The organism is Geothrix fermentans DSM 14018 (genome assembly GCF_000428885.1).
Classification (GTDB): domain Bacteria; phylum Acidobacteriota; class Holophagae; order Holophagales; family Holophagaceae; genus Geothrix; species Geothrix fermentans.
In genome coordinates this window covers 15,168-37,360 of record NZ_AUAU01000024.1, presented here as the reverse complement: position 1 = coordinate 37,360, position 22,193 = coordinate 15,168, and the positions used below count along the sequence as shown (strand labels likewise).

The window sequence follows — 22,193 nt, the reverse complement described above, 5'->3', positions numbered from 1 at the left end:
AAGCCATGTCCCAACGTTCCACCCTGCTGTCCATCGTCCTGGCCTGCCTCGCGGGTGCGATGGCGCCTCTGTCCGCACAGAAGCCCCCAGCGCCTCCCGCAGCGCAGGACGAGGTCCTGGCCTGGCCCTCTCCGCCGTCTCCCGCGCGCATCAAGTGGGTGGCCGAATACCGCAACGCCTTCGATGTGGGAGCCAAGAAGAAGCGCAGCTTCATCGACCGGCTGGCCGGCAAGTCCGAGGAGGTGATCTGGATCCAGCGCCCCCTCAGCGTGGCCGTCGATGACAAGGGCGTGATCTTCGTGGGTGACTTCACGGCCGGGGTGGTGGCCCTGGATCCCGCCGCCAAGAAGATCTGGGCCTTTTCAACGGTCAGTGGCGCGACCCTGGCCACGCCCACGGGCCTGGCGGCGGACTCCAAGCTGGTCTACGCCGCCAGCGCCAACACGAACCAGGTGGTGGTCTTCGACAAGGAGGGCCACCAGCTCAGCGCCCTCACGAAGAACGATGGCATCAACCGCCCCGTGGGCTTGGCTGTGGACGAAGGCCGGGATCTCCTCCTCGTGGTGAACGGGGGCGAGCACACCGTGCGCCTCTACAACCGGAGCCTCAAGCTCCTCAAGACCATCGGAGGGCGCGGCAGCGAGGAGGGCCAGTTCAACTTCCCGTCCTACGCCTGCATGGTGCCTGGTGTGGGTTTCGCCGTGGTGGATACGGGCAATTTCCGCATCCAGATCTTCGACTACAACGGCCGGTTCATCCGGGCCTTCGGCAAGGCCGGCGACATGCCGGGCCAGGTCTCCCGGCCCAAGGGCATCGCCGTGGATCCCGACGGCCACCTCTACGTGGCGGACGGCGCCTTCTGCAACTTCCAGATCTTCGATCAGGAGGGCCGGATCCTCCTGCCGGTGGGCACGGGCGGCACCCGCAAGGGCCAGTTCCAGGTGCCCACCGGCATCGCCATCGACGCCTCCGGCGGCATCTACGTGGCCGACCAGATCAACGGCCGCATCCAGAAATTCCAGTATTTGCGCGAGGAGAAGGTTCCGCCCTCTCCAACCCCGCAATAGAGCGGCACCGGCCGTTCGCCTTTTTCCCCACTACCCCCCCCCCAACCACCTACGAGGTGAACCATGAAGTCCCTTCTCGTCGCCCTCCTGGCCGTCGGCTCCCTGAGCCTGAATGCGACCATCGTCGGCTCCAAGCACGACCTCAGCAGCACGGGCCCTGGCGGCAAGACCAACACCACCCAGGTCTGCGTCTTCTGCCACACGCCCCACGGCGCGGCCAGCGGCGCCGCCCAGATCGTGCCCCTGTGGAACAAGACCACCACGGTCACCACCGGCTTCACGATGTACACCAGCGGCACCCTGAACGGCACCACGGACGCCACCCCCACCGGCGCCAGCATGGCCTGCTTCACCTGCCATGACGGCACCCAGGCCGTGGGCAACATGCTGAACCTGCCCAACGACATCGCCAGCGTCACCTACACGGCCGGCGGCCAGCTGCTCGGCACCGGTCTCGTCAGCGGCACCGCCCTGCTGGGCAAGGACCTGACCAACGATCACCCGATCTCCATCACCTACCAGCAGAACCTCGACGCCACGCTGAAGGATCCCACGACCTTCGCCGCCGGCACCGTGCGCCTGTTCCCCACCAACGCCAACGGCTCCAAGGTGCAGTGCGCCTCCTGCCACGACGTGCACAACTACGGCACCGCCGGCACCACCGCGCCCTTCCTGCGCGTGAGCATGGTGAACTCCGCCCTCTGCACCTCCTGCCACCTCAAGTAGCAGGAATTCCGCTCTGAACCAGCGGGGGGTGGATCCACCCGCCCCCCGCTTTTCTTCTGGCCTCCTTCCCGAAGGTCTGTTGTGAAGCTCTGCCTTCTCACGCTGGTGCTCGCGGGCGCGTCCATCGCGGCCCGGGCCGAGGACTGCCCGCTGATCCTCAACCAGCGGTTCCAGCTCCACTACAACCAGTGGCAGTCCAGCCAGGCGCCCACCATGGCGGCCACCCAGGCCGTCTACGAGGTGGACGCGGGGATTCCCATCTTCACCTACCGCCTGGGGGCCCTGGCCCTGAACGGGGCGGTGGAATACAACCGCCTGGCCTACGGCGGCGCCTCGGATTCCGACACGGGCCTGAGCCGCTACGGGGCCCGCATCAGCCTCTTCCCCTACCGCCCCTTCCGCCTCTACCTGGACTACCAGCATTCCCAATCGCCGGATCTCTTCGATTCGGGGCATGTGAAGGGCGACACCTGGGGCGCGGGCGCCACCTATCACAACCGGATCCTCCAGGACGTGCGCCTCTCCTACCGCCACGGGGACTCGAAGCTGGGAGGCGACCGCGAGGACTGGTCCCAGTGGAAGCTGGAGGCGAACCAGCGGGTGGGCGGCACCCAGGTCACGTTCCAGTCCCTGCGCCAGGACTACGAGACCCTCCTTCCGGGCCAGGGATGGCGCTACGCCCAGGCGACCCTGGACACCGAGTCCCACTCGGCCGCCGACTGGACGCTGCGGACCCGGTCCCAGTTCCAGGATTCCATCAGCAGCAGCTGGTTCGACGTCGGGGCGACCTTCTACGGACCCATCAGCGGCGCCTGGCATTCCCTCACGAACGCCTCCGCCGGGGCCAGCACCACCGGGGGCACCCGCACGAACCGCACGTTCGCCTCCGAATCCCTGGTCTATGCCACGGGGCGCTGGAACGCCTACGGCACCGGCGCCATGAGCCGCTCCCTCACGGATGCCGCGGGCCAGGACACCCGGATGGACTCGGGCACCCTCGGTGGCACCTACACGCTGACGCAGGACTGGCGGCTTCACGGCGACCTGGGCGTCTCGGCCCTCGAGCAGGGCCTGCCGGCCCTCGTCCTCCGGCGCACCACCACGACCATGAACCTCGGCATCGCCCGCGGCGGCGACGTGCCCGAGCTCATCCGGCACACCCTCTTCTTCTTGAGCGACTGGACCTTCACCCGCCGGACCCTGGAGGAGTACCCGCCGGACTACGTCCCCTCGGAGCTGGCCCAGGAACTGTTCCAGCGGCGCATGCGGCAAACCGGCAACTTCGGATTCACGGCGGACCTGTGGCGCATCACCGACAATGCCAGCCAGGGCCGGGTGGACTGGGCCCGGGTGACGGGGCAGGTCCAGACCCGGGGCCGCCTCACGCTCTACGTGGCCGGCGACTACAAGGACGACCGCGGCCTCTCCCAGCCCGGCGTCGAGGCCCGCAACTCTGACGTGATGATGAATGGCTCCTACCAGCTGGGTGTCACGTCGATCACCGCCTCCGCGGGCTATTCCAGCAACAGCCAGCGCCTCACGCCGGGCGCGGCAGCCCCCGCCTATGCCTGGGCCGGCGCCCAGGACGAATCGAGCCGCCACTACTCGCTGGGGCTCACCACCCGGCTGGGCAAGGTCCCCGTGGGCGCGCTCGTCCAGCGCTTCGATGCGGCCCTCACCCCGGCGGCCACGACGCTCTACACCTGGGTGGACCTCAGCTTCCGGCAGGTCTCGCTCCGGGTGCGCTACGAGACCACCCGCATGGACAATGGGTTCCACAGCAGCCGTGTCACGGTGGACCTGCTGCGCTGGTTCGATACCCTCTGCTCGAGGTCCTGGCGATGAGGCGATTCCTCCTGGGTGCCGCGATTGCAGGACTGGCGCTGGTGCCAGCCTGGGGCCAGGCCATCCGGACTCCGCAGCCCATCCAGGCCAGGGGCGGCCCGCCCGCCCATGCGACCTGCGCCGCCTGCCACCAGGGGCACCGGGCTGTGACGCCCGCCCGGTCCAAGGCGGGGCGGGCGAACCCCGATCGTGTCTGCATCGCCTGCCACGAGGGGACGAACCTCGCCACCACGGCGGATCGCGCGCCCAAGCTGCCCCCCTGGAACGGCCAGGGTTCCGGGCACCTCAAGAGCCGCTTCAGCTCACGCCGGGCGGAGGATTATGCCCGCACCGTGAGGGCAGGGGGCCGGGCGTTCACCCTGACTCAGGGCTGCACAGGCTGCCACGATCCCCACGGCAAGGAGCGGGGCCGCCTGCGCCTCACGGCCTTCGACGCCCGCGGCCAGCTGCTGGACCGCCGGCCCCAGTCCGTGGCCGAGGTCTGCTTCGGGTGCCATGCCGGCCCTGATGCGGCGCCCCTGCTGTCCGGACCCGCCGACCTGGGGGCCCTGTTCGCCAAGGGGGCCGCCTCCAGCCACACCATCGGGGCCACGGCCGCGGGCCGCCCCGACCTGCCCAGCCTGCGCACCTCCACCTTCAGGGGTCTCCTCGACTGCGGCTCCTGCCACGACAATCCGGATCCCTCGGGCGCCAAGGGACCCCACGTCTCGGTCCAGGCGTCCATCCTCAAGGCCGCCTTCGGGCGGGAGAAGGACCAGGCCCGGATGGGGGAGCGCGCCAACGACCTCTGCTTCCTCTGCCATGACCGGCAGTCCATCCTCGCCAACCAGTCCTTCCCGTTCCACGCTCAGCACCTGAACGGATTCACCAGCAGCGGCTCCCTGGCGGCCCAGCGGCAGGCCCCGGCCCTCTCCGAGGCGGCGGCGGTGCTGGGCTTGCGCTCCCCCCGGGATTTCCGGCCGGGGCGCAGCGGCGCTTTCCAGCCGGGTTACGGCGAACCCACCACCTGCGCCACCTGCCACGCCTCCCATGGTTCCCTCCGGCTGACCTCCCTCATCGAGTTCGACCGGTCCGTGGTGGGCGCCTCCTCCGTGGGCGCCCCCGCCTTCCAGCGGGCCGGCCTCGGCCACGGCACCTGCACCCTCACCTGCCATGGCTACGACCATGTGCAGACGCGCTATTGAATGACCCGCCCGGATCCGGCCGAGGAGCCTCCCATGTCCCACGAACCCCACCTGCGGAATGGCTTCACCCGGATGGCGGTCCTGCTGGGAGCCCTCGCCCTGGGACCGGCGCTCCCCGCCGCGCCGGCCAAGCGCCCCGCCCGCACCGCGCGCACCGTGGATCCCATGCCGGAGCGCCTGAAGGCGATCGTGAAGGCCGAGCCGGGGCTGTCTCCGGAGGCCGCCCAGGCGAAGTCGGCCCGCTTGGAGAAGGCCTGGGAGCGGGCCACGGCCAAGGGCCTCCTGAAGACGCCGGCCTGGCAGGAGAGCCGGCAGGAGGGCCGCCTGGCCGTGCTGGGGAAGGCCTACCTCGATACCCGGCCGGGCCATCCCGGCCTGACGGAGGCGCAGGTCAAGGCCGCCTTCCTGGCCCAGGGCGAGGAACGCCGCGTGTCGCATCTCCTGTGCAAGACCCGGGAGGAAGCCGGGGCCGCCCTCAAGCGGATCCAATCCGGCGAGGCCTTCGAGCAGGTGGCGGCGGAGGTTTCCGTGGACCCCAGCGCGGCCCAGAACCGCGGTGAGCTGGGGTGGATCCGCCAGAGCCAGATGGTGGCGGCCTTCGGCGATCCCGTCTTCGCCGCGCCCGTGGGCGCCCTGGTGGGCCCCCTGCAGAGCGAGTTCGGCTGGCATGTCGCCAAGACCTGGGAAGCCCGGCGCGCGACCGAGGCGGAGTTCGCCGCGCGCAGGGACGCCCTGCTGAAGGAGGCTGCGGCCGCCCAGATGAAGATGAAGCGGGAGGCGGCCCTGGAGGCCCTGCGTCCCCGGTATCCCCTGGTCCCCGACCTGGCCGTGCTGGGCGCGGACCGCACCACGGAGGCCCTGCCTGGCGACGAGAAGAAGGTGGCGGGCCGGGTGGCCGGTGCGGCCATCAGCCTGCGGACCCTGAAGCGCCACATGGTGGATGTGCTCAAGACCATGGGCTCAAGCCATTCCCTGGGCGCCGCCACCAAGGCCCGGTTCATGGAGGGCGTGGCGGACGACATCCGCCTGGCCGCGGCGGCCCGCAAGCAGGGCCTGGAGCGCCGTCCCGAGATCCAGGCCGCCCTCTGGCTGGAGGAGCGGGAGCGGGCCTACGCCCGGTACGCAGAAGCCTTCCTCGCGGAGGCGCAGGTGGCCGAAGGCGACCTGGCGAAGCACCATGAGGCCTTCCCCGACCGCTTCCGGGAGGTGGGAGCCCTCCGCCTGCAGGTGCTGGTGGCCGATTCCAAGGACCAGGTGGACGCGGCCCTGAACTCGATCCACATGGGACTGCCCTGGAAGGAGGCCGTGACACGCCATGCCAGCGCCGAGGCCACGGGGAATCCCGAGCCTGGCTGGGTGGAGGTGGCCTCGCTCAAGACGCTGGTGCCCCCCACGCTCATGCAGCCCCTCCTGGCCGGGCCCCTGGGCCAGCCCGTGGGGCCCATGCTGGGGCCCGACGGCTACATGATCTTCAACGTCCTGGAGCGGCGCCCGGGGCCCGTGCTCCCCCTGGCCGAGTGCCGCGACGCGGTGCGGGCGGATTACCTCAAGCTCCACGGCCTCGCCATGGTCGATCGGAGCCTGGAGGACTAAGAGGTCGTATCAAAACCCCGGCGGGGCCGCGATGAAGCCAGGCGGGATGCACCGAAAGGAAGCGCCCGCAGGGCGATGCGGGACATCGTTCAAGGGCGGTGACGCCGCGGGGCGCCCGCCTGGCTTCATCCCTCCGGGCGAGGGCACCGGGCGTCGCGATGCCGCGTCAAGCTCGTCGCGCGTAGTGCCCGCTACGCATCTCCTCGCTTTCCTCGCCTCGCTCGCCCGGTTCCCTCGCGCGGCCACGTGGGGGTTTTGATACGACCTCTAACCCGTCCCTACTTCTTGTGGCAGGTCCTGCAGAGGAACGAGCCGGCCATGGTCACCCGGAGGAAGGGCGCCGTGGTCCCCTGGATGCCGTAGTTGTGCACATCGTGGCAGGAGGCGCACTGCACTTTGGCGCCCGTGACGTTCTCGGGGTAGAGGCGCACCCCCACCAGGGAGGCCGCGGGCTGCAGGCCCGTATCCAGGTTGTCCTGGTAGGTGATGGAGATGGGGTGGTCGTTGCTCAGGTCGGTTCCCACCAGCGAGGGACCGCTGCTGATGCGGCCGGTGCTCGGACTGACCCCGCCCCGGGCGCTGAGGTAGATGTCGTTGCCGCCGCTGATGGGAGCCACCAGCAGCGATCCCACGGCCACCGAGCCGTCGTGGCAGGAGAGGCAGGCCAGGCTTGGCCCCGTGGGCTGCGAATCCACGGTCCCCCTGAGGTCGGCGCCGGGATGGTTGGTGTTGTTGTACATCGTGAACGCCGCCACAGTCGTCGTGTGGTTCCAGTCCGGGATGAGCTTGGCGCTGCCGGCGGGATTGTGGGTCGCATGGCAGAACACGCAGGAATGGGTGGCCATGGTGACGGAGTTCAGGCCGGTGACACTGAGGTCGTGCGCGGTGCCTTCGATGCCCTGGGCCGGCGGGATGGCGGTCAGGACCGTGGAGGCGAGGAGGGCCAGGAGGTGCTTCATGGAGTGGGCTCCTATTCGAGTCGCTGAATGGAGTAGCTGATCGGCCGCCACCTTCTGTTCTATAATTGGGAAAAATACGCCGAATGATGCCGTCGGCAATCTTTGAACCAGCATTTTTTGCCGTTTCGCTGGAGGAAAATCCTTGAGCCACCCGATCCCCCGCCTCATGACGTCCTTGCTGATCCTGGCCATGCCACAGGTCCTGCCTCCCGTCGCGGCCGCGCAGACCTCCGCAGGCCGGACCGCGAAGACCCGCAAGCCCAAGGCTCCCGCCATGACCACCACCGCCAGCGGCCTCAAGTACGTGGATACGAAGGTGGGCACGGGGGCCATGCCCCAGCGGGGCCAGCGCTGCCTGGTCCACTACACGGGCTGGCTGTCGGAGAAGGGGCAGCGCGGGAAGAAGTTCGACAGCTCCGTCGACCGGGGCGAGCCGCTGGCCATCCCCATCGGCGTGGGGCGGGTCATCAAGGGCTGGGACGAGGGCCTGATGACCATGAAGGTGGGCGGCAAGCGCACCTTGCACATCCCCGCAGCCCTGGGCTACGGGGCCCGGGGCGCGGGCGCGGACATTCCGCCGAACGCGGACCTGATCTTCGATGTGGAGCTGCTGGGGATCCAGTAGTCAGGCCAGGGCCTGGGCCAGGTCGGCGCGCAGGTCCTGGACATCCTCCAGGCCCACGGAGAGCCGGATGAGGTCGTCGCTGATGCCGGCGCGCTGCCGCGCCTCGGGGGTCATGGAGGCGTGGGTCATGGAGGCCGGGTGGGCCACCAGGGACTCCACGCCGCCCAGGCTCTCCGCCAGGGTGAACCAGCGCAGCTTCCGCAGCACATGGTTCAGCCGCTCGGCGCCGCCTTCGGCCAATTCGAAGCTGAGCATGGCGCCGAAGCCCCGCTGCTGCCGCTTGGCGAGGGCATGCTGCGGGTGCCCCGGCAGGCCGGGATAGTGGACCTTCCCCACGGCGGGGTGGGCCGCCAGGAACTCCGCCAGCACCTGGGCCGTGGCCTCGTGCTGGCGCATGCGCAGGGGCAGGGTCTTCAGGCCGCGCAGCACCAGGAAGCAGTCGTGGGGCGCCTGGGAGGTGCCCAGGAGGTTGTTCACGCTCTGGATCTGCTGGGTCAGCGCCAGGCGGCCCGGCCCTGCCACCACGGCGCCGCCCACCACATCGCTGTGCCCGTTGAGGTACTTCGTCGTGGAGTGGATGACGAGGTCGGCGCCCAGCTCGAAGGGGCGCTGGAGGAAGGGTGAGAGGAAGGTGTTGTCCACGGCCACCAGGCAGTCCGGCTGGTGGTGGGCCAGCTCGGCCACGGCGGCGATGTCCGTGAGGCGCAGCAGGGGGTTCGAGGGCGTCTCGATCCAGATCATGCGCGTCTCGGGGCGGATCGCGGCCTTCACCGCGTCCAGGTCCGCCAGGTCCAGGTAGGTCACCTCCAGGCCGTAGAACCGCTTGGCGTGCTCCAGCAGGCGGAAGGTGCCGCCGTAGCAGTCCACGGTGGAGATGAGGTGGCTGCCGTGGGGCAGCAGGTTCAGGGCCACCAGGATGGCGCTCATGCCCGTGCTGGTGCAGGTGGCGCCGTGGCCGCCCTCCAGCAGGGCCAGGGCCTCCTCCAGGGCCGCCCGCGTGGGATTGCCGCTGCGGGTGTAGTCGAAGCCCGCGTTGGTGCAGATGTCCTTGAAGGCGAAGGTGGAGGAGAGGTAGAGCGGCGGCATGACCGAGCCGTAGGCCGGGTCGGGCTGCACGCCCGCGTGCACGCACTGGGTGGCCAGGCCTGCGTCCGGCACCAGCTCCGGCCGGTGGATCCAGCCGGCCTCGCTCTCCCGCACGGGGGGCAGGATGGTGAAGTGGTAGGCCGGGTTGCCCGGCACGTTGGTATCGAGGTACTGCTCGCTCAAGGGAGCCTCCGGAAGGGGGGGATCCTCGTCGTTCCACGGCGATCCAAAAAGCGAAGGGGCCCGATGACTCGGGCCCCTTCGCATGTCAGCTTCTGACACGTCAGCATCTCTCCGCGATGGCTCGCGGCAGGAATTGGCACCTTGCTCTCGCAGGTTGCCAAGGTTTCACAGGGCCCGTCCCTCCACCTTTCTGGATATCGCGTGATGAAACTGACAAAGATCCTGTGGACGACCAGTATGGAGGCGCCGGAAAGGTCTGCCAACAGGTATTTGCGGGGGGACCCGGATCAGAGCGTGATGCGGGTCCCCAGCACCTGCAGGAACTGGGCGATCCAGGCGGGATGGGCGGGCCAGGCCGGGGCGGTGACCAGGTTGCCGTCTGTGACGGCACCGTCGATGGCGATGTCGGCATACTTGCCCTTCGCGGTCTCCACCTCGGGACGGCAGGCGGGATAGGCCGAGCAGGTGCGGCCCTCGAGCACGCCCGCGGCCGAGAGGATCTGGGCGCCGTGGCAGATGGCCGCCACGGGCTTCTTCGCCGTGAAGAAGTGGCGGACGAGTTCCAGTACCTTGGAGTTGAGGCGCAGGTACTCGGGGGCCCGGCCGCCGGGGATCACCAGGGCGTCGTACTGGTCGGGCCGGAGGTCCGTGAAGTCGGCATTGAGGGCGAAGCGGTGGCCGGGCTTCTCCGAATAGGTCTGGTGGCCCTCGAAGTCGTGGATGGCCGTGGCGACGGATTCGCCGGCCTTCTTGCCCGGGCAGACCGCGTGGACGGTGTGGCCCACGGCCAGCAGGGCCTGGAAGGGCACCATGATTTCGTAGTCCTCCCCGAAATCGCCCACGAGCATGAGGATCTTCTTCGCGGCCATGACTGCCTCCTGGAAGAGAAACGGCTCCGATGATACGCGTTCACATGCGAAAAAGCCCCGCCGTCGGCGGGGCTTTTTCGTAACGAGAAGGAATCAGGCTTTCTGATAGACTTCGGCGCCTTTGTTCACGAACGTCTCCGCCATCTCCTCCATGCCCTTCTGGAGGGCCTCTTCCTCGCTGTAGCCGTGGCTCTCGGCGTACTGCCTCACGTCGTCCGAGATCTTCATGGAGCAGAAGTGGGGGCCGCACATGGAGCAGAAGTGGGCGGTCTTGGCGCCCTCGGCGGGCAGGGTCTCGTCGTGGAACTCGCGGGCGGTGTCGGGATCCAGGGCCAGGTTGAACTGGTCCTCCCAGCGGAACTCAAAGCGGGCCTTGCTCATGGCGTCGTCCCAGATCCGCGCGCCGGGGTGGCCCTTGGCCAGGTCCGCGGCGTGGGCGGCGATCTTGTAGGTGATGACGCCGTCCTTCACGTCCTTCTTGTTGGGCAGGCCCAGGTGCTCCTTGGGCGTCACATAGCAGAGCATCGCGCAGCCGTACCAGCCGATCATGGCGGCGCCGATGGCCGAGGTGATGTGGTCGTAGCCCGGCGCGATGTCCGTGGTGAGGGGGCCCAGGGTGTAGAAGGGCGCCTCGTCGCAGACTTCCAGCTGCTTGGTCATGTTCTCCTGGATGAGGTGCATGGGCACGTGGCCGGGGCCCTCGATCATCACCTGCACGTCGTGCTTCCAGGCGATCTTCGTCAGCTCACCGAGCGTCTCCAGCTCGCCGAACTGGGCCTCGTCGTTGGCGTCGGCGGTGCTGCCGGGGCGCAGGCCGTCGCCCAGGGAGAAGGCCACGTCGTAGGCCTTCATGATCTCGCAGATCTCCTCGAAGTGCGTGTAGAGGAAGTTCTCCTGGTGGTGGGCCAGGCACCACTTGGCGAGGATGGAGCCGCCGCGGCTCACGATGCCGGTGACGCGCTTGGCGGTCAGCGGCACGTAGCGCAGCCGCACGCCGGCGTGGATGGTGAAGTAGTCCACGCCCTGCTCGGCCTGCTCGATGAGCGTGTCGCGGTAGATCTCCCAGGTGAGGTCCTCGGCCTTGCCGTTCACCTTCTCGAGGGCCTGGTAGATGGGCACGGTGCCGATGGGCACGGGGCTGTTGCGCAGGATCCACTCGCGGGTCTCGTGGATGTTCTTGCCGGTGCTGAGGTCCATCACCGTGTCGGCGCCCCAGCGGATGGACCAGGCCATCTTCTCGACCTCCTCCTCGATGCTGGAGGCCACGGCGCTGTTGCCGATGTTGGCGTTGATCTTCACCAGGAAGTTGCGGCCGATGATCATCGGCTCGGTCTCGGGATGGTTGATGTTGGCGGGGATGATGGCGCGGCCCCGGGCCACTTCGTCGCGCACGAACTCGGGCGTGATGCGGCTCTTGATGCCCGCGGCCTCGCGGCCCAGGTTCTCGCGGATGGCGATGAACTCCATCTCGGGGGTGACGACGCCCTTCCTGGCGTAGTGCAGCTGCGTGACGTTGCACCCGGCCTTGGCGCGCAGGGGCTTGCGGTCCGCGTGGAAGCGGATGGCGTCCAGCTCCTGGTCCCGCTCGCGGAGCTTGCGGTAGAGGCTGGTGGCGCCGGGCAGCGCCTCCACGTCGCCCCGGCCCAGGATCCAGTCCTGGCGGAGGGGATGCAGGCCCTTGGCCACGTCGATGGTGACGGCGGGGTCCGTGTAGGGGCCCGAGGTGTCGTAGAGCACCACGGGTGCGTTCTCCGTGAGCTGGTCCTTGAAGTCGCGGGTGGGCTGGAGGTGGACCTGGCGGAAGGGCACCCGGACGCCGGGCTGGCTGCCGGCCACGTGGATCTTGGTGGAGGCGGGGAAGGGCTTCAGGCAGGCGGCCAGGGCCGTGCCGTCGACTGGGGCGGAACCGGATTGCATGGTCATGAAAACTCCGGACTTGGGAAAATCGGGCGGGAATTGATCCCCGAATCAGCAAGTTTATCGCGCGGGGGCGGGGCGACGAATTCAAAGATTGTCACGGGGACCGCCGGAGGCACCTCCCATCGACGGATGCGCGATAATCGAGACCCCGGAGGGATCATGCCCCGACGCGTCCTCTTCATCAGCAGCCTGGCCCTGAGCCTGGTGGCCGCCGCCCGGCCCCAGGAGGATCCCGTCATGAAGGTCCGGGCCCAGCGGGCCTCGGCCCAGGGCATCTCCGAGGGGGACCTCCCCCCGGTGCCCCGGGGCATCGTGGAGCCGCCGCCCCTGCCGCCCCCGGAGGCCCACGTGCGGGATACCCCGAGGGGACGGCGGGCCGCCCGGAGCAAGGTCAAGTCCCGGCGTGGCAAGGCCGGGGTGAAGAAGGGCAAGGGGGCCGTCGCCCGGTCCCGGACCGCTCCCCGGAAGGCCAAGTGAGGATCGGCGTCCTCACCTCCGGCGGGGACGCACCGGGCATGAACGCCGCCATCCGCGCGGCCGTGCGCCAGGCGGACGCCCTGGGGCACGAGGCCTGGGGCATCCGGCGGGGCTACCAGGGCCTGCTGGAGAAGGATTGGGCGCCCATGCCCAGCCGGGCCTGCGCCAACATCCTCCAGCGGGGCGGCACGGTGCTGCAGACGGCCCGCTGCCCGGAGTTCCACCAGGAGGACCGCCGGGCGGAGGCCGCGGCGAACCTGCGGGAAGCGGGCATCCAGGCCCTGGTCATCATCGGCGGGGACGGCAGTTTCCGGGCCGCCGAGGCCCTCAACCGGGAGCAGGGCATCCCCTGCGCGGGCATCCCCGGCACCATCGACAACGACCTGCCGGGCACGGATCGCACCCTGGGCTTCGACACGGCCCTGAACACCGCCGTGGAGGCCATCGATCGCATCCGGGACACGGCCTCCAGCCACGGCCGCCTCTTCCTGGTGGAGGTCATGGGCCGGCGTTCGGGCATGCTGGCGGTCCACACGGCCCTGGCCTGCGGCGCCGAGGCGGTCCTCTATCCCGAGTCCCCGGACGACTCCTACCAGACGCTGGTGGCGCGGCTCCACGCCAACTGGCTGCGGGGCAAGCGCAGCTCCATCGTGGTGGTGGCCGAGGGGGACGAGCTGGGCAACGCCGTGGCCGTGGGGGAGCGGCTCCGGCGGGACTACGGCCTCGACCTGCGGGTGGCGGTGCTCGGGCACGTCCAGCGCGGCGGGAGTCCCTCGGCCCTGGACCGCATCTGGGGCAGCCGCTGGGGCGCCGAGGCCGTGCGCCGCCTGGGCGCGGGCCAGGGCGGCTTCTACCTGGGCGAGGTGGCAGGGGCCCTGGCGGTCCAGCCCCTGGCCCGCATCCTCGATCCCCGTCCGGCGCCTCCGGAGGATCTGGGCGACCTGGTGGACATCCTTTCGCGCTAGGCAGGTTGTGACGGGGGTGGGCCCCGTGTTCCCCTGGAAGGGCCGCATGGCGGCAGGAGGTCAGTGATGCCGGATAGCCACAAGGATTCCCTGGTCGCGGTCGTGATCTCGGTATCGCCGGTGGCGATACGCGAGACCTCCCGCATGTGGGCGATTGGGAAGGTGGCGTGATGTCGGACACGGGTAAACATCCATCCTTAGTCGCCGTCGTTATGGCCGGAGGCCGCGGCACCCGCTTCTGGCCCCGGAGCCGCAACGCCCGGCCCAAGCAGTTCCTGGCCATCGTCGGCACCGAGACCCTGCTGCACCAGACCGTGCGCCGCCTGGACGGCCACGTGCCCCCCGAGCGCGTCTTCGTGGTGACCACGGAGGATCTGGCCGCCGAGACGCGCCGCATGCTGCCCGAGCTGCCGCCGGAGAACGTGATCGTGGAGCCTGAGGGCCGGAACACCGCGCCCTGCCTGGCCCTGGCCCTGGTGGAGATCGAGCGGAAGTTCCCCCAGGGGGTCATGGCCGTGCTCTCCGCGGACCACTGGATCGGCGACCGCGAGATCTTCCTGGAGGACCTGGACACCGCCGTGAAGCACGCCGCCTGGGAGCGGGAGCTGGTCACCTTCGGCATCAAGCCCACCTATCCGGAGACGGGCTACGGCTACATCGAGTCCGAGGGCCACGGGGCTGTGCAGAAGGTCGTGGCCTTCCGCGAGAAGCCGCCGGTGGAAGTGGCCGTGCAGTACCTCGAATCCGGCCGCCACTACTGGAACGCCGGCATGTTCGTCTGGACCCTCGTGGACTTCCGGGAGGGCCTGATGCAGCACGCGCCGGAAGTGCTGAAGCCCCTGGATGCCTGGGTGAAGGCCGGCGCGGATCCCGCCACCCTGTCCGCGGCCTACCGCCAGCTGCCCAAGGTGGCCATCGACGTGGCCCTCATGGAGAAGGCGGAGACCGTGGCCGTGGTGCCCACCCGCTTCCGCTGGTCCGATGTGGGCTCCTGGCCCGCGGCCATCGAGTTCCAGGAGACCGATGCCGAAGGCAACGTGAGCCAGGGCGAGACCCTGCTGCTGGACACCCGCAACAGCGCCTTCTTCGGCGGCAAGCGCCTCATCGCCGCCAGCGGCGTGGACGACCTCATCGTGGTGGATGACGACGACGCCCTCCTCATCTGCCGCCGGGACCGCGCCCAGACCGTCAAGCAGATCGTCGAGCGCCTCAAGGCCGAGGGCCGCGAGGACCTCCTCTAGACTGAAGACTGAAGACTGAAGACTGAAGACTGAAGACTGAAGACTGAGGACCGACCATGCAGCGACCGACCACCCTCCACGTGGACAAGCCCTGGGGACGGGGCCCCGTCCGCGAACCCGCAGGGTGAGCGGGAGCGCGCCACGGGCGTGGCGCGCGATCCGGGGGTAGTCCCGGAGCCCCCCGCGAGGCTTGCCGAGCGGCGATGATGAACGGACCTTTCCAGCGAGAGACGACCATGCAGCGACCCGAGACCCTCCACGTGGACAAGCCCTGGGGCTCCTTCGACCAGTACGCCCTCAACACGCCCTGTACGGTGAAGATCCTCACCTGCAACCCGGGCCAGAAGCTGAGCCTCCAGCGCCACGCCCACCGCGGCGAGCTGTGGGTGGTGCTCGATCCCGGCGTGGTGGTGGACCGCGACGGCGCGGAGCTGCGGCCTGCCGTGGGCGAGGAGGTCTGGCTGTCCCAGGGGAGCACCCACCGCCTGCGCTGCGACGCCTCCACCGGCCATCCCGTGCGCGTGCTGGAGGTGAGCCTCGGCACCTTCGACGAGGCGGACATCGAGCGGCTCCAGGACGACTACGGGCGCCGCTGATGCGGGCGCTCCTCCTCCCGCTTGCCGCCCTCCCCCTGCTGGCCCAGAGCGGGGAGGACATCCTCGCCCGGGTGGACCGCCTGCGCCATCCCTGGCCCACCTTCACCGTGGACCTCTCCATGAAGGCCCCCCAGGCCGCCCAGCGCTGGCGGGTCTCGGCCCGGGAGAACGGCGACGCGCGGCTGGACGGGCTCTCCGAGAAGGAGAAGGGCCGCGGCGTCCTGCTCCGCGGGGACGACATGTGGCTGCTGCTCCCGGGCGCGAAGCGGCCCGTGAAGGTCTCGCCCCAGCAGCGCCTCATGGGCCCCGCGGCGGGCGGGGACGTGGCCCGCACGCGGTTCCGGGAGGACTACACCGTGCGCGAGGTGGCGGAGGAGCCGCTGGAGGGCCGGCCCTGCTGGCGCCTGCAGCTGGCGGCGAAGCGGCCGGCCCTCAGTGCCCGCCAGGTGGTCCTGTGGGTGGCCAAGGAGGGCTCGCTGCCCCTGAAAGCCGAGTTCCGCCTGGCTTCAGGGCGCCTGGCCCGCACGGCGCACTTCGGCCCGCCGGTCCAGGCCCATGGCCGGCCCGTGCTCTCGCGCATGGAGCTGGAGGAGGCCGGCGGCGCCAAGGTGGAGCTGGCCTTCGGGAACTGGTCCCCAGGTGGCGTGGCGCCGGGGGCCTTCGACCTGCCCGGCCAGGACCGGTGATAGACTGAGGGTGAGGTGCCCGCAAGGGCTTCCCGCCACCAACCGTCCCACCAATCGATCCCAGTCCCGCTCGCGGGACTCCCGCTGAAACATCCCACCACTCGAAACCCCGCCAAACTTACCCTCACGAAGCGCCCGCACCTCCGGGCGCTTCCTTTTTCGGGGGAGGCCGCGGGGCCGCAATCAGCGCTCGGAAATCGGCGCTCGGACTAGGCCGGACCCGCTGGCACAATGGAAGGATTCGGAGGATTTATGTCCACGCCCAAGCTCGGACCCGTCGGCAGCTATGTGAAGCACCACTTCCGCCACTTCAACGCCGCCGCCCTGATCGATGCCGCCGAAGGCTACCGGGTCTTCCTGGAGCAGGGCGGGAAGATGATGGTGACCCTGGGCGGGGCCATGAGCACCGCGGAGCTGGGCCTCTCCTTCGCCGAGATGATCCGCCAGGACAAGGTGCACCTCATCGTCTGCACGGGCGCCAACCTGGAGGAGGACATCTTCAACCTGGTGGCCCACGACTTCTACGAGCGCGTGCCCCACTACCGCGACCTCACCCCCCAGGACGAGGCGGATCTCCTCAGCCGCCACATGAACCGTGTGACGGACACCTGCATCCCCGAGATGGAGGCCATGCGCCGCATGGAGAAGGCCATGCTGGAGGTGTGGATGGAGGCCGACGCCAAGGGCGAGCGCTACTTCCCCCACGAGTTCTTCCAGAAGGTGCTGAAGAGCGGGAAGTACGAGCAGTACTACCAGATCGACCCCAAGCACAGCTGGATGCTGGCCGCGCTCGAGAAGAACGTGCCCATCGTGGTCCCCGGCTGGGAGGACAGCACCCTGGGCAACATGTTCGCTGCCGCCGTCATCCGCGGCGACGTGAAGAACGTCCACACCGTGCGCACCGGCATCGAGTACATGACCTGGCTGGCCAAGCACTACCAGGAAGTCACCAAGACCTCGACGCTGGGCATGTTCCAGATCGCCGGCGGCATCTCCGGCGACTTCCCCATCTGCGTGGTGCCCATGCTCCACCAGGACCTGGAGCTGACGGACGTGCCGCTCTGGGGCTACTTCTGCCAGATCAGCGACAGCACCACCAGCTATGGCTCCTATTCCGGCGCCGTGCCCAACGAGAAGATCACCTGGGGCAAGCTGGGCATCGACACCCCGAAGTTCATCGTCGAGAGCGACGCCACCATCGTGGCGCCGCTGATCTTCGCGTATCTGCTGGGCTGGTAGGAAAGCACAAAGCTCACCACCAAGGCACCAAGACACCAAGAACTGCGGAAGCATTTCTTCTTTTCTTGGTGCCTTGGCGTCTTGGTGGTGATCAGTTTTCTTTTCCAGAGTTCAAGGATCAGCCGCTTCAGCCCATGACTCCTCCGCCCCCCCCACCCATGCCCACCGGCCGCTTCGCGCCCTCGCCCACCGGCGTCCTCCACCTGGGGAACCTGCGGACGGCGCTGGCGTCTTGGTTGTCGGCGCGGGCGGCGGGGGGGCGATGGATCATCCGCATGGAGGATGTGGACGGGCCCCGCTGCCGGAGGGACCTGGGCGAGGCCCAGCTTCGGGATCTGGAGGCGCTGGGACTGACGTCCGACGAGCCTGTGTTGTGGCAGTCGGGGCGCCGCGGAGCCTACCGTGCGGTCCTGGAGGTGCTGCATGAGGCGGACCGCCTCTATCCCTGCGCCTGCACCCGGAAGGACCTGCTGAAGCTGGCTTCGGCGCCGCATGCGGAGGACGGCCTCCGCCCCTATCCCGGCCACTGCCGGAACCGGGCCTGGGAAGGCTTCGACCGGGCATTGCGGCTGCGCCTTCCCGAAGGTCCGGTTGCCTGGCAGGACCGCCTCCTGGGGTCCCAGGAGGACGACCCCGCTGCGCTCACGGGCGATCCCCTGCTATTCCGCCGGGACGGCTGCTTCGCCTACCACCTGGCCGTGGTGGTGGACGATGGCGCCCAGGGCGTGACCGAGGTGGTGCGCGGGGCGGACCTGCGCCCCGTCACCGCCACCCAGATCCGCCTCCAGGAGGCCCTGGGCCTGCCGCGCCCCGCCTACGCGCACCTGGGCCTGGTCATCGCGCCGGACGGTTCACGCCTGGGCAAGCGGGGCGGGGCGCTGGGCCTCGCGGAGCTGGCGGCCCGCGGCGTCGGGGCGCCCGAGGTGGTGGGCTGGCTCGGCTTCACGCTGGGGTGCCTGGAGCGCCCCGAGCCCTGTGCCGCCGCTGACCTGATCCCCCGCTTCGACTGGACCCGGGTGCCGAAGGGCGAGGTCCGCGTGCCGGCTCCGTGGGCTACCTGACGGAGGGATCCAGCTTCTTCAGCTCGGTCCAGAGGAAGTCCGCGCTCGCCAACTCACGGCCGTCCCTGTAGCGGATCTTGTAGGGCTGGCCGCTCAGGGAGCTGCCCGTGCCGCAGGTCCGGATGAAGTCCGCCGCAGACTTCACCCGCCTGCCGGCGTTCTTCCACTTCAGGCGCAGGTGGTCCCCCGCCGCCTTGGCGTCGTGTTCACTGCCGTTGCGCAGGAACACGGCCTGGCCCTGCAGGGCCTCGATGGCCCGGATGAGGGCCTCGATCTTCTGGGCTTCGGGGGCCGGGGCCTGGAGGAGCAGGACGATGGGCATGCCTCGACCTTACCCGAGGGCGCTGAGCTTGCGGGGCGCGCTCACGGCACGGAGCCACAGGATGCGCCCCTGGTCGTCCACCTCCAGGTGGAGGGTCCAGCGGGGCGCGACCTGGACATTCGCCGGCGCCCAGAGGCCCACCTGGGCCGGCAGGCCGTTGAGTTCCTGGATCTCCAGACGGAGGTCCGTCCCCAGCTTGGCAAGCCCCAGGAAGAAGCGGGCCACCGCAGCAGCGCCGACGATGGGCACCCTGCCTGCCGCATAGATGCCGCCGCCGTCGCCACAGGCCTGCACAGCAGGCGCGAAGAGGGCCTCCAGGGCCGCCAGGTCCTGGTTCGCCAGGGCCTCCTGGAAGGCGAGCAGAGCCCGCTGGGTGAGCTCGCGCCGGGCCGGGGAAGGGTAGGCGGGCCGCCGGAGGGCCTTCTTCGCGCGGTGGAGGACCACCTTCACGTTGGCCGCGCTCATCCCCAGGGCCGTCGCCGCCTCCTCTACGGAGTGGTCGAAGACCTCGCGGAGCAGGAAGACCGCGCGCTGCTGGGGCGTGAGCTTCTCCAGGGCGACGAGGAAGGCGTAGGAGCCGCTCTCCAGGAGGTCGAAGCCCTCCTGGGGCGGGGCGACCGGCAGTTCTTCCTCCAGCGGCGCCGGGCCCGGCAGCCAGATGCCCGGGTAGGCCTGGGAGCGCCGGCGGCGCAGGAGATCTTTCGCGAGGTTCGCCGCCACCGCCACGAGCCAGGGCTTCAGCGGCGCCGTCTCGTCCCTGGGCGGGCGCTCCAGGGCGCGGAGGTAGGTCTCCTGGACCACGTCCTCCGCGTCCGCCGGAGAGCCCGTCATGCGGTAGGAGAGGCTCCACAGGAGGCGCCGGTGCGCCTCGAAGGCCTCCGTGAGCAGGGCGGCCTCCATCAGGCGCAGGCCGCCAGGGCCGCCGCGGCCAGCCCTGCGCGATGGCCGCTGACCAGGCTCACATCCGCCAGCCAGCCGACCTCGCCCACCCAGTCGCCGGCCAGGTGGAGGCCCGGCGCGCCGAGATCCTCCGAGACGGGGCGCTGCCGGCCGGGCTCATCCAGCACAGAGGCGGCCTGGATGCTGGGGAGGAAGCGGGCGTGGAGCAGCACCTCGCGCCATCCCGGCTGCAGCCGATCCATGAAGGCCTCCATGTGCGCTCGCATCGCGGCGGGCTCCTCGCCGGGACGGCCCTCATGGTAGCGGACCAAGTGGACGAGGGCGGCGCCTTCGGGCGCGAGGCGGGCCACCTCGGACTGGACCACCATGAAGACGGGCTCGTCGATGCCGAGGCCCAGGTTCACCGAGTGATCCGGCAGCCGCGAGAGGCAGAGGTCCAGGCAGGAGACCGTGACGGGCCGCGGGTCGCCGAGGACGGCCCGCAGCCGCGCGGCCGCAGGCGTGGGCAGCAGCTTGAGGGTCTCGGCGGGAGGAAGGGCGAGGATCACCTCGCTGGCCTCGAAGGTCTCCCCCGAGCCCATCCGGACCCGGTGGCCCCCGCCGAGGGTCTCCAGGCCCGCCGCGGCCTGGCCCCGCTTCAAGACCGCCCCCGCCGCCTCGGCGGCCCCCGCGAGACGCGCCACGAGGCGGGCCCATCCGCCGTGGATATAGAAGACGCCCTTCTGGCTGTCCAGCAGGCGGCGCAGGGGCGTGGAGGCCCGCAGGCGGCTCAGGTCCCCCTCGTAGGCATTCGTGCGCAGGAGGGCGCCCAGGAGTTGGCGCAGCCGGGGATCGGAGACGTGGCGTTCCAGCCACTGGCGGCAGGTGAGGCCGGCGGCCTCCTGCAGATCCACCCTCGGGAGCCCGGCCATGAGGGAGAGGAAGGCCCCCTTCTCCCGCCAACCCAGCAGGCCCGTGGCCAGCATGGAGAGGGGTCCCGCGGGAAGGAGGTCCAGGCGGCCCTCCCGGAGGGTGCGGCCCCTGGGCTTCGGCTCCGCCCCCTCGGGCAGGAGGTCCAGCTCCCGGAGCAGGGCGTAGCCAGGGCCCTTGTAGAGGGCGTGCCCCCCCAGGTTGAGCTGGAAGCCCTTCCAATCCTGGGTCTGGGCGTGGCCTCCGAAGGCCTCGCCTCGCTCCAGCAGGAGGGTGCTCCTGCCCGCCCGGGCGGCCGTGACGGCGGCCATGAGCCCGGCCAGCCCCCCGCCGATGACGATGACGTCGGTCTTCTGCGCCATGTGAACCTCCTGCCCATGTCACGCCGCAGGGGTCCGGGGGGTTACACGAAAAGGACCCGGCCGGGCCGGGTCCTTTCAGAGGCTTGGTCGCCCGTTAGGCCAGGTTGTTCACCTTCTGGGCCAGGCGGGACTTGGTGCGGTCGGCGGCGTTCTTGTGCATGACGCCCTTCCGGCAGGCCTTGTCCACGAGGCCCTGGGTCAGGGGGAGCTGCTTGGCGGCCTCGGCCTTGTTGCCGCCGGCGATGAGGGCCAGGAAGCTCTTGACCGCCGTCTTCAGGGTCGAGCGGTTGCTGCGGTTGCGGAGGCGGGCCTCGGCATCGCGACGGGCCTTCTTGGCAGCGGACTTGTGGTTGGCCATGGGTCGGATCTCCAGCTTCCCTGGAATCCCCGGGAAGCGCGAAAGACCATCCTATCGCAAACGCCTCGCAGGTCAAGGGGAAAAGGCGGCGTCCGAGGGCCAATCGCCCCCTTCCGGAGCGGCCCTCCCCAGGGCATCCTAGTCGGAGGCGAATGGCCTCCCGGGAAGGATGGGGTCATGCCTCAGAAGAAACTGGAGTCCGTCGTGGATCTGGCGGCGAAGGCGAAAGCCTTGCGGCGGGACGTGCTCCTGCAGGTCTTCAAGGCCCAGAGCGGCCACCCGGGCGGCAGCCTCAGCTGGATCGACATCGGCGTGGCCCTCTACTACCACGAAATGACCGTGTTCCCGGAGGACCCCGCCAACCCGGCCCGGGACCGCTTCGTGCTGTCCAAGGGCCATGCCTGCCCCGCCCAGTACGCCATCCTCGCCGACCAGGGCTTCTTCCCCCGGGCCTGGCTGGAGACCTTCCGCCAATACCCCACCCGGCTCCAGGGCCATGCCGAGAACCACTACACGCCCGGCGTGGAGGTCACCACCGGCAGCCTGGGCCAGGGCCTGCCCCAGGCCGTGGGCATCGCCCTGGGCCTGAAGGTCCAGAAGTCCGATCGCCGCGTCTATTGCGTGGTGGGCGACGGCGAGAGCCAGGAGGGCGTCATCTGGGAGGCGGCCATGGCCGCGCCCCACCACAAGCTGGACAACCTCTGCGTCTTCCACGACCTCAATGGCCTGCAGATCGACGGCGAGGTGAAGAAGGTCATGAACATCCACCCCGTGGCGGAGAAGTGGAAGGCCTTCGGATGGGCCGTGAAGGAGATCGACGGCCACGACTTCACCCAGATCCTGGAGGCCCTGGCCTGGGCCCGCACGGTGAAGGGCCAGCCCGTGATGATCTGCGCCCGCACCGTGAAGGGGAAGGGCGTGAGCTTCATGGAGAATCAGGCCGGCTGGCACGGCGTGGCTCCCAAGACCGAGGACTACGAAAAGGCCCTGGCCGAGCTGGCCGACTGAAGACTGAGGACT

The 22,193-nt window shown here is 69.8% G+C and carries 22 protein-coding genes and 1 riboswitch; of the genes, 14 read left to right on the top strand and 8 right to left on the bottom strand.

What is annotated here, in order from left to right; translation table 11 throughout:
• Window positions 1–5: 5 nt before the first annotated feature.
• From G398_RS17300 to G398_RS0108840, 5 genes are all read left to right on the top strand, one after another.
• Window positions 6–1,067, top strand: coding sequence for an NHL repeat-containing protein (locus tag G398_RS17300; protein WP_043484484.1), 1,062 nt, complete (start codon window positions 6–8; stop codon window positions 1,065–1,067).
• 63 nt (window positions 1,068–1,130) lie between these two features.
• On the top strand, window positions 1,131–1,793 hold the full coding sequence (locus G398_RS0108855; protein WP_026853343.1) for a cytochrome c3 family protein: 663 nt from the start codon (window positions 1,131–1,133) through the stop codon (window positions 1,791–1,793).
• An 81-nt stretch (window positions 1,794–1,874) separates the two neighbouring features.
• Window positions 1,875–3,638, top strand: a complete 1,764-nt coding sequence (locus G398_RS0108850; RefSeq protein WP_026853342.1) for a porin family protein — start codon at window positions 1,875–1,877, stop codon at window positions 3,636–3,638.
• A complete protein-coding gene (locus G398_RS0108845) occupies window positions 3,635–4,822 on the top strand; it encodes a cytochrome c3 family protein (protein ID WP_026853341.1) in 1,188 nt (395 codons plus the stop codon). Before G398_RS0108850 ends, G398_RS0108845 begins: the two co-directional genes overlap by 4 nt.
• A gap of 33 nt (window positions 4,823–4,855) precedes the next feature.
• Window positions 4,856–6,415, top strand: coding sequence for a peptidylprolyl isomerase (locus G398_RS0108840; RefSeq protein WP_026853340.1), 1,560 nt, complete (start codon window positions 4,856–4,858; stop codon window positions 6,413–6,415).
• Window positions 6,416–6,693: 278 nt separating this feature from the next.
• Here the strand turns inward: G398_RS0108840 and G398_RS0108835 are convergent, their stop codons facing one another.
• Window positions 6,694–7,374: a cytochrome c3 family protein gene (locus tag G398_RS0108835; protein WP_026853339.1), complete on the bottom strand. Its 681-nt coding sequence runs from the start codon at window positions 7,372–7,374 to the stop codon at window positions 6,694–6,696.
• A 166-nt stretch (window positions 7,375–7,540) separates the two neighbouring features.
• On the opposite strand from G398_RS0108835, the gene G398_RS0108830 reads away from it, so the two are divergent.
• Window positions 7,541–7,999, top strand: coding sequence for an FKBP-type peptidyl-prolyl cis-trans isomerase (locus G398_RS0108830; protein WP_084512331.1), 459 nt, complete (start codon window positions 7,541–7,543; stop codon window positions 7,997–7,999).
• Here G398_RS0108830 and G398_RS0108825 read toward each other — a convergent pair whose 3' ends face one another.
• The 3 genes from G398_RS0108825 to thiC form a co-directional block, all read right to left on the bottom strand.
• Window positions 8,000–9,268, bottom strand: a complete 1,269-nt coding sequence (locus G398_RS0108825) for a trans-sulfuration enzyme family protein (RefSeq protein ID WP_026853337.1) — start codon at window positions 9,266–9,268, stop codon at window positions 8,000–8,002.
• 100 nt (window positions 9,269–9,368) lie between these two features.
• Window positions 9,369–9,469: riboswitch (SAM riboswitch) on the bottom strand.
• 86 nt (window positions 9,470–9,555) lie between these two features.
• Complete coding sequence (locus G398_RS0108820) at window positions 9,556–10,137, bottom strand: DJ-1/PfpI family protein (protein WP_026853336.1); 582 nt, start codon at window positions 10,135–10,137, stop codon at window positions 9,556–9,558.
• A gap of 93 nt (window positions 10,138–10,230) precedes the next feature.
• A complete protein-coding gene (gene thiC / locus G398_RS0108815; protein WP_026853335.1) occupies window positions 10,231–12,060 on the bottom strand; it encodes a phosphomethylpyrimidine synthase ThiC in 1,830 nt (609 codons plus the stop codon).
• A gap of 156 nt (window positions 12,061–12,216) precedes the next feature.
• Here thiC and G398_RS0108810 point away from each other — a divergent pair, with 156 nt between their 5' ends.
• The 7 genes from G398_RS0108810 (at window position 12,217) to gluQRS (ending at window position 18,322) form a co-directional block, all read left to right on the top strand.
• The gene (locus tag G398_RS0108810; RefSeq protein ID WP_026853334.1) at window positions 12,217–12,534 is read left to right on the top strand and encodes a hypothetical protein; all 318 of its coding nucleotides are present in this window, start codon (window positions 12,217–12,219) and stop codon (window positions 12,532–12,534) included.
• A complete protein-coding gene (gene pfkA / locus G398_RS0108805) occupies window positions 12,531–13,499 on the top strand; it encodes a 6-phosphofructokinase (RefSeq protein ID WP_026853333.1) in 969 nt (322 codons plus the stop codon). Before G398_RS0108810 ends, pfkA begins: the two co-directional genes overlap by 4 nt.
• 212 nt (window positions 13,500–13,711) lie before the next feature.
• On the top strand, window positions 13,712–14,740 hold the full coding sequence (locus G398_RS0108795; RefSeq protein WP_026853332.1) for a mannose-1-phosphate guanylyltransferase: 1,029 nt from the start codon (window positions 13,712–13,714) through the stop codon (window positions 14,738–14,740).
• Between the two features lie 236 nt (window positions 14,741–14,976).
• Window positions 14,977–15,336: a phosphomannose isomerase type II C-terminal cupin domain gene (locus tag G398_RS0108790; RefSeq protein ID WP_026853331.1), complete on the top strand. Its 360-nt coding sequence runs from the start codon at window positions 14,977–14,979 to the stop codon at window positions 15,334–15,336.
• Entirely contained in the window at window positions 15,336–16,022 is a 687-nt protein-coding gene (locus G398_RS0108785) for an outer membrane lipoprotein-sorting protein (protein ID WP_026853330.1), read from the top strand. The genes G398_RS0108790 and G398_RS0108785 overlap by 1 nt, the downstream gene beginning before the upstream one ends.
• A gap of 252 nt (window positions 16,023–16,274) precedes the next feature.
• Complete coding sequence (locus tag G398_RS0108780; protein WP_026853329.1) at window positions 16,275–17,261, top strand: deoxyhypusine synthase family protein; 987 nt, start codon at window positions 16,275–16,277, stop codon at window positions 17,259–17,261.
• A gap of 134 nt (window positions 17,262–17,395) precedes the next feature.
• Window positions 17,396–18,322 (top strand): tRNA glutamyl-Q(34) synthetase GluQRS, encoded by a 927-nt coding sequence (gene gluQRS / locus G398_RS0108775; RefSeq protein ID WP_157492345.1) that lies wholly within the window; start codon window positions 17,396–17,398, stop codon window positions 18,320–18,322.
• On the opposite strand, the gene G398_RS17295 is transcribed toward gluQRS, so the two are convergent.
• The 4 genes from G398_RS17295 to rpsT all read right to left on the bottom strand — a co-directional run bounded on the left by G398_RS17295 (window position 18,315) and on the right by rpsT (window position 21,173).
• Entirely contained in the window at window positions 18,315–18,644 is a 330-nt protein-coding gene (locus G398_RS17295; RefSeq protein ID WP_052571710.1) for a DUF5329 family protein, read from the bottom strand. The two genes, gluQRS and G398_RS17295, sit on opposite strands and share 8 nt — an antisense overlap.
• A 9-nt stretch (window positions 18,645–18,653) precedes the next feature.
• A complete protein-coding gene (locus tag G398_RS0108765; RefSeq protein WP_026853327.1) occupies window positions 18,654–19,544 on the bottom strand; it encodes a sigma-70 family RNA polymerase sigma factor in 891 nt (296 codons plus the stop codon).
• Window positions 19,544–20,815: a phytoene desaturase family protein gene (locus G398_RS17290; RefSeq protein WP_043484481.1), complete on the bottom strand. Its 1,272-nt coding sequence runs from the start codon at window positions 20,813–20,815 to the stop codon at window positions 19,544–19,546. The genes G398_RS0108765 and G398_RS17290 overlap by 1 nt, the downstream gene beginning before the upstream one ends.
• Before the next feature lie 94 nt (window positions 20,816–20,909).
• Complete coding sequence (gene rpsT, locus G398_RS0108755; protein ID WP_026853326.1) at window positions 20,910–21,173, bottom strand: 30S ribosomal protein S20; 264 nt, start codon at window positions 21,171–21,173, stop codon at window positions 20,910–20,912.
• A 192-nt stretch (window positions 21,174–21,365) separates the two neighbouring features.
• Between rpsT and G398_RS0108750 the strand changes: the two genes are divergently transcribed.
• On the top strand, window positions 21,366–22,181 hold the full coding sequence (locus G398_RS0108750) for a 1-deoxy-D-xylulose-5-phosphate synthase N-terminal domain-containing protein (RefSeq protein WP_026853325.1): 816 nt from the start codon (window positions 21,366–21,368) through the stop codon (window positions 22,179–22,181).
• Window positions 22,182–22,193 lie beyond the last annotated feature (12 nt).

Excerpts from the sequence above, each read along its gene's own strand:
- G398_RS17300 (WP_043484484.1), top strand. The coding sequence starts at position 6 with ATGTCCCAACGTTCCACCCTGCTGTCCATCGTCCTGGCCTGCCTCGCG.
- G398_RS0108820 (WP_026853336.1), bottom strand. The coding sequence starts at position 10,137 with ATGGCCGCGAAGAAGATCCTCATGCTCGTGGGCGATTTCGGGGAGGAC.
- G398_RS0108840 (WP_026853340.1), top strand. The coding sequence starts at position 4,856 with ATGTCCCACGAACCCCACCTGCGGAATGGCTTCACCCGGATGGCGGTC.
- thiC (WP_026853335.1), bottom strand. The coding sequence starts at position 12,060 with ATGACCATGCAATCCGGTTCCGCCCCAGTCGACGGCACGGCCCTGGCC.
- G398_RS0108835 (WP_026853339.1), bottom strand. The coding sequence starts at position 7,374 with ATGAAGCACCTCCTGGCCCTCCTCGCCTCCACGGTCCTGACCGCCATC.
- gluQRS (WP_157492345.1), top strand. The coding sequence starts at position 17,396 with ATGACTCCTCCGCCCCCCCCACCCATGCCCACCGGCCGCTTCGCGCCC.
- G398_RS17295 (WP_052571710.1), bottom strand. The coding sequence starts at position 18,644 with ATGCCCATCGTCCTGCTCCTCCAGGCCCCGGCCCCCGAAGCCCAGAAG.
- G398_RS17290 (WP_043484481.1), bottom strand. The coding sequence starts at position 20,815 with ATGGCGCAGAAGACCGACGTCATCGTCATCGGCGGGGGGCTGGCCGGG.
- G398_RS0108790 (WP_026853331.1), top strand. The coding sequence starts at position 14,977 with ATGCAGCGACCCGAGACCCTCCACGTGGACAAGCCCTGGGGCTCCTTC.
- G398_RS0108780 (WP_026853329.1), top strand. The coding sequence starts at position 16,275 with ATGTCCACGCCCAAGCTCGGACCCGTCGGCAGCTATGTGAAGCACCAC.
- G398_RS0108765 (WP_026853327.1), bottom strand. The coding sequence starts at position 19,544 with ATGGAGGCCGCCCTGCTCACGGAGGCCTTCGAGGCGCACCGGCGCCTC.
- G398_RS0108855 (WP_026853343.1), top strand. The coding sequence starts at position 1,131 with ATGAAGTCCCTTCTCGTCGCCCTCCTGGCCGTCGGCTCCCTGAGCCTG.
- G398_RS0108795 (WP_026853332.1), top strand. The coding sequence starts at position 13,712 with ATGGCCGGAGGCCGCGGCACCCGCTTCTGGCCCCGGAGCCGCAACGCC.
- rpsT (WP_026853326.1), bottom strand. The coding sequence starts at position 21,173 with ATGGCCAACCACAAGTCCGCTGCCAAGAAGGCCCGTCGCGATGCCGAG.
- G398_RS0108785 (WP_026853330.1), top strand. The coding sequence starts at position 15,336 with ATGCGGGCGCTCCTCCTCCCGCTTGCCGCCCTCCCCCTGCTGGCCCAG.
- G398_RS0108845 (WP_026853341.1), top strand. The coding sequence starts at position 3,635 with ATGAGGCGATTCCTCCTGGGTGCCGCGATTGCAGGACTGGCGCTGGTG.
- G398_RS0108810 (WP_026853334.1), top strand. The coding sequence starts at position 12,217 with ATGCCCCGACGCGTCCTCTTCATCAGCAGCCTGGCCCTGAGCCTGGTG.
- G398_RS0108830 (WP_084512331.1), top strand. The coding sequence starts at position 7,541 with ATGACGTCCTTGCTGATCCTGGCCATGCCACAGGTCCTGCCTCCCGTC.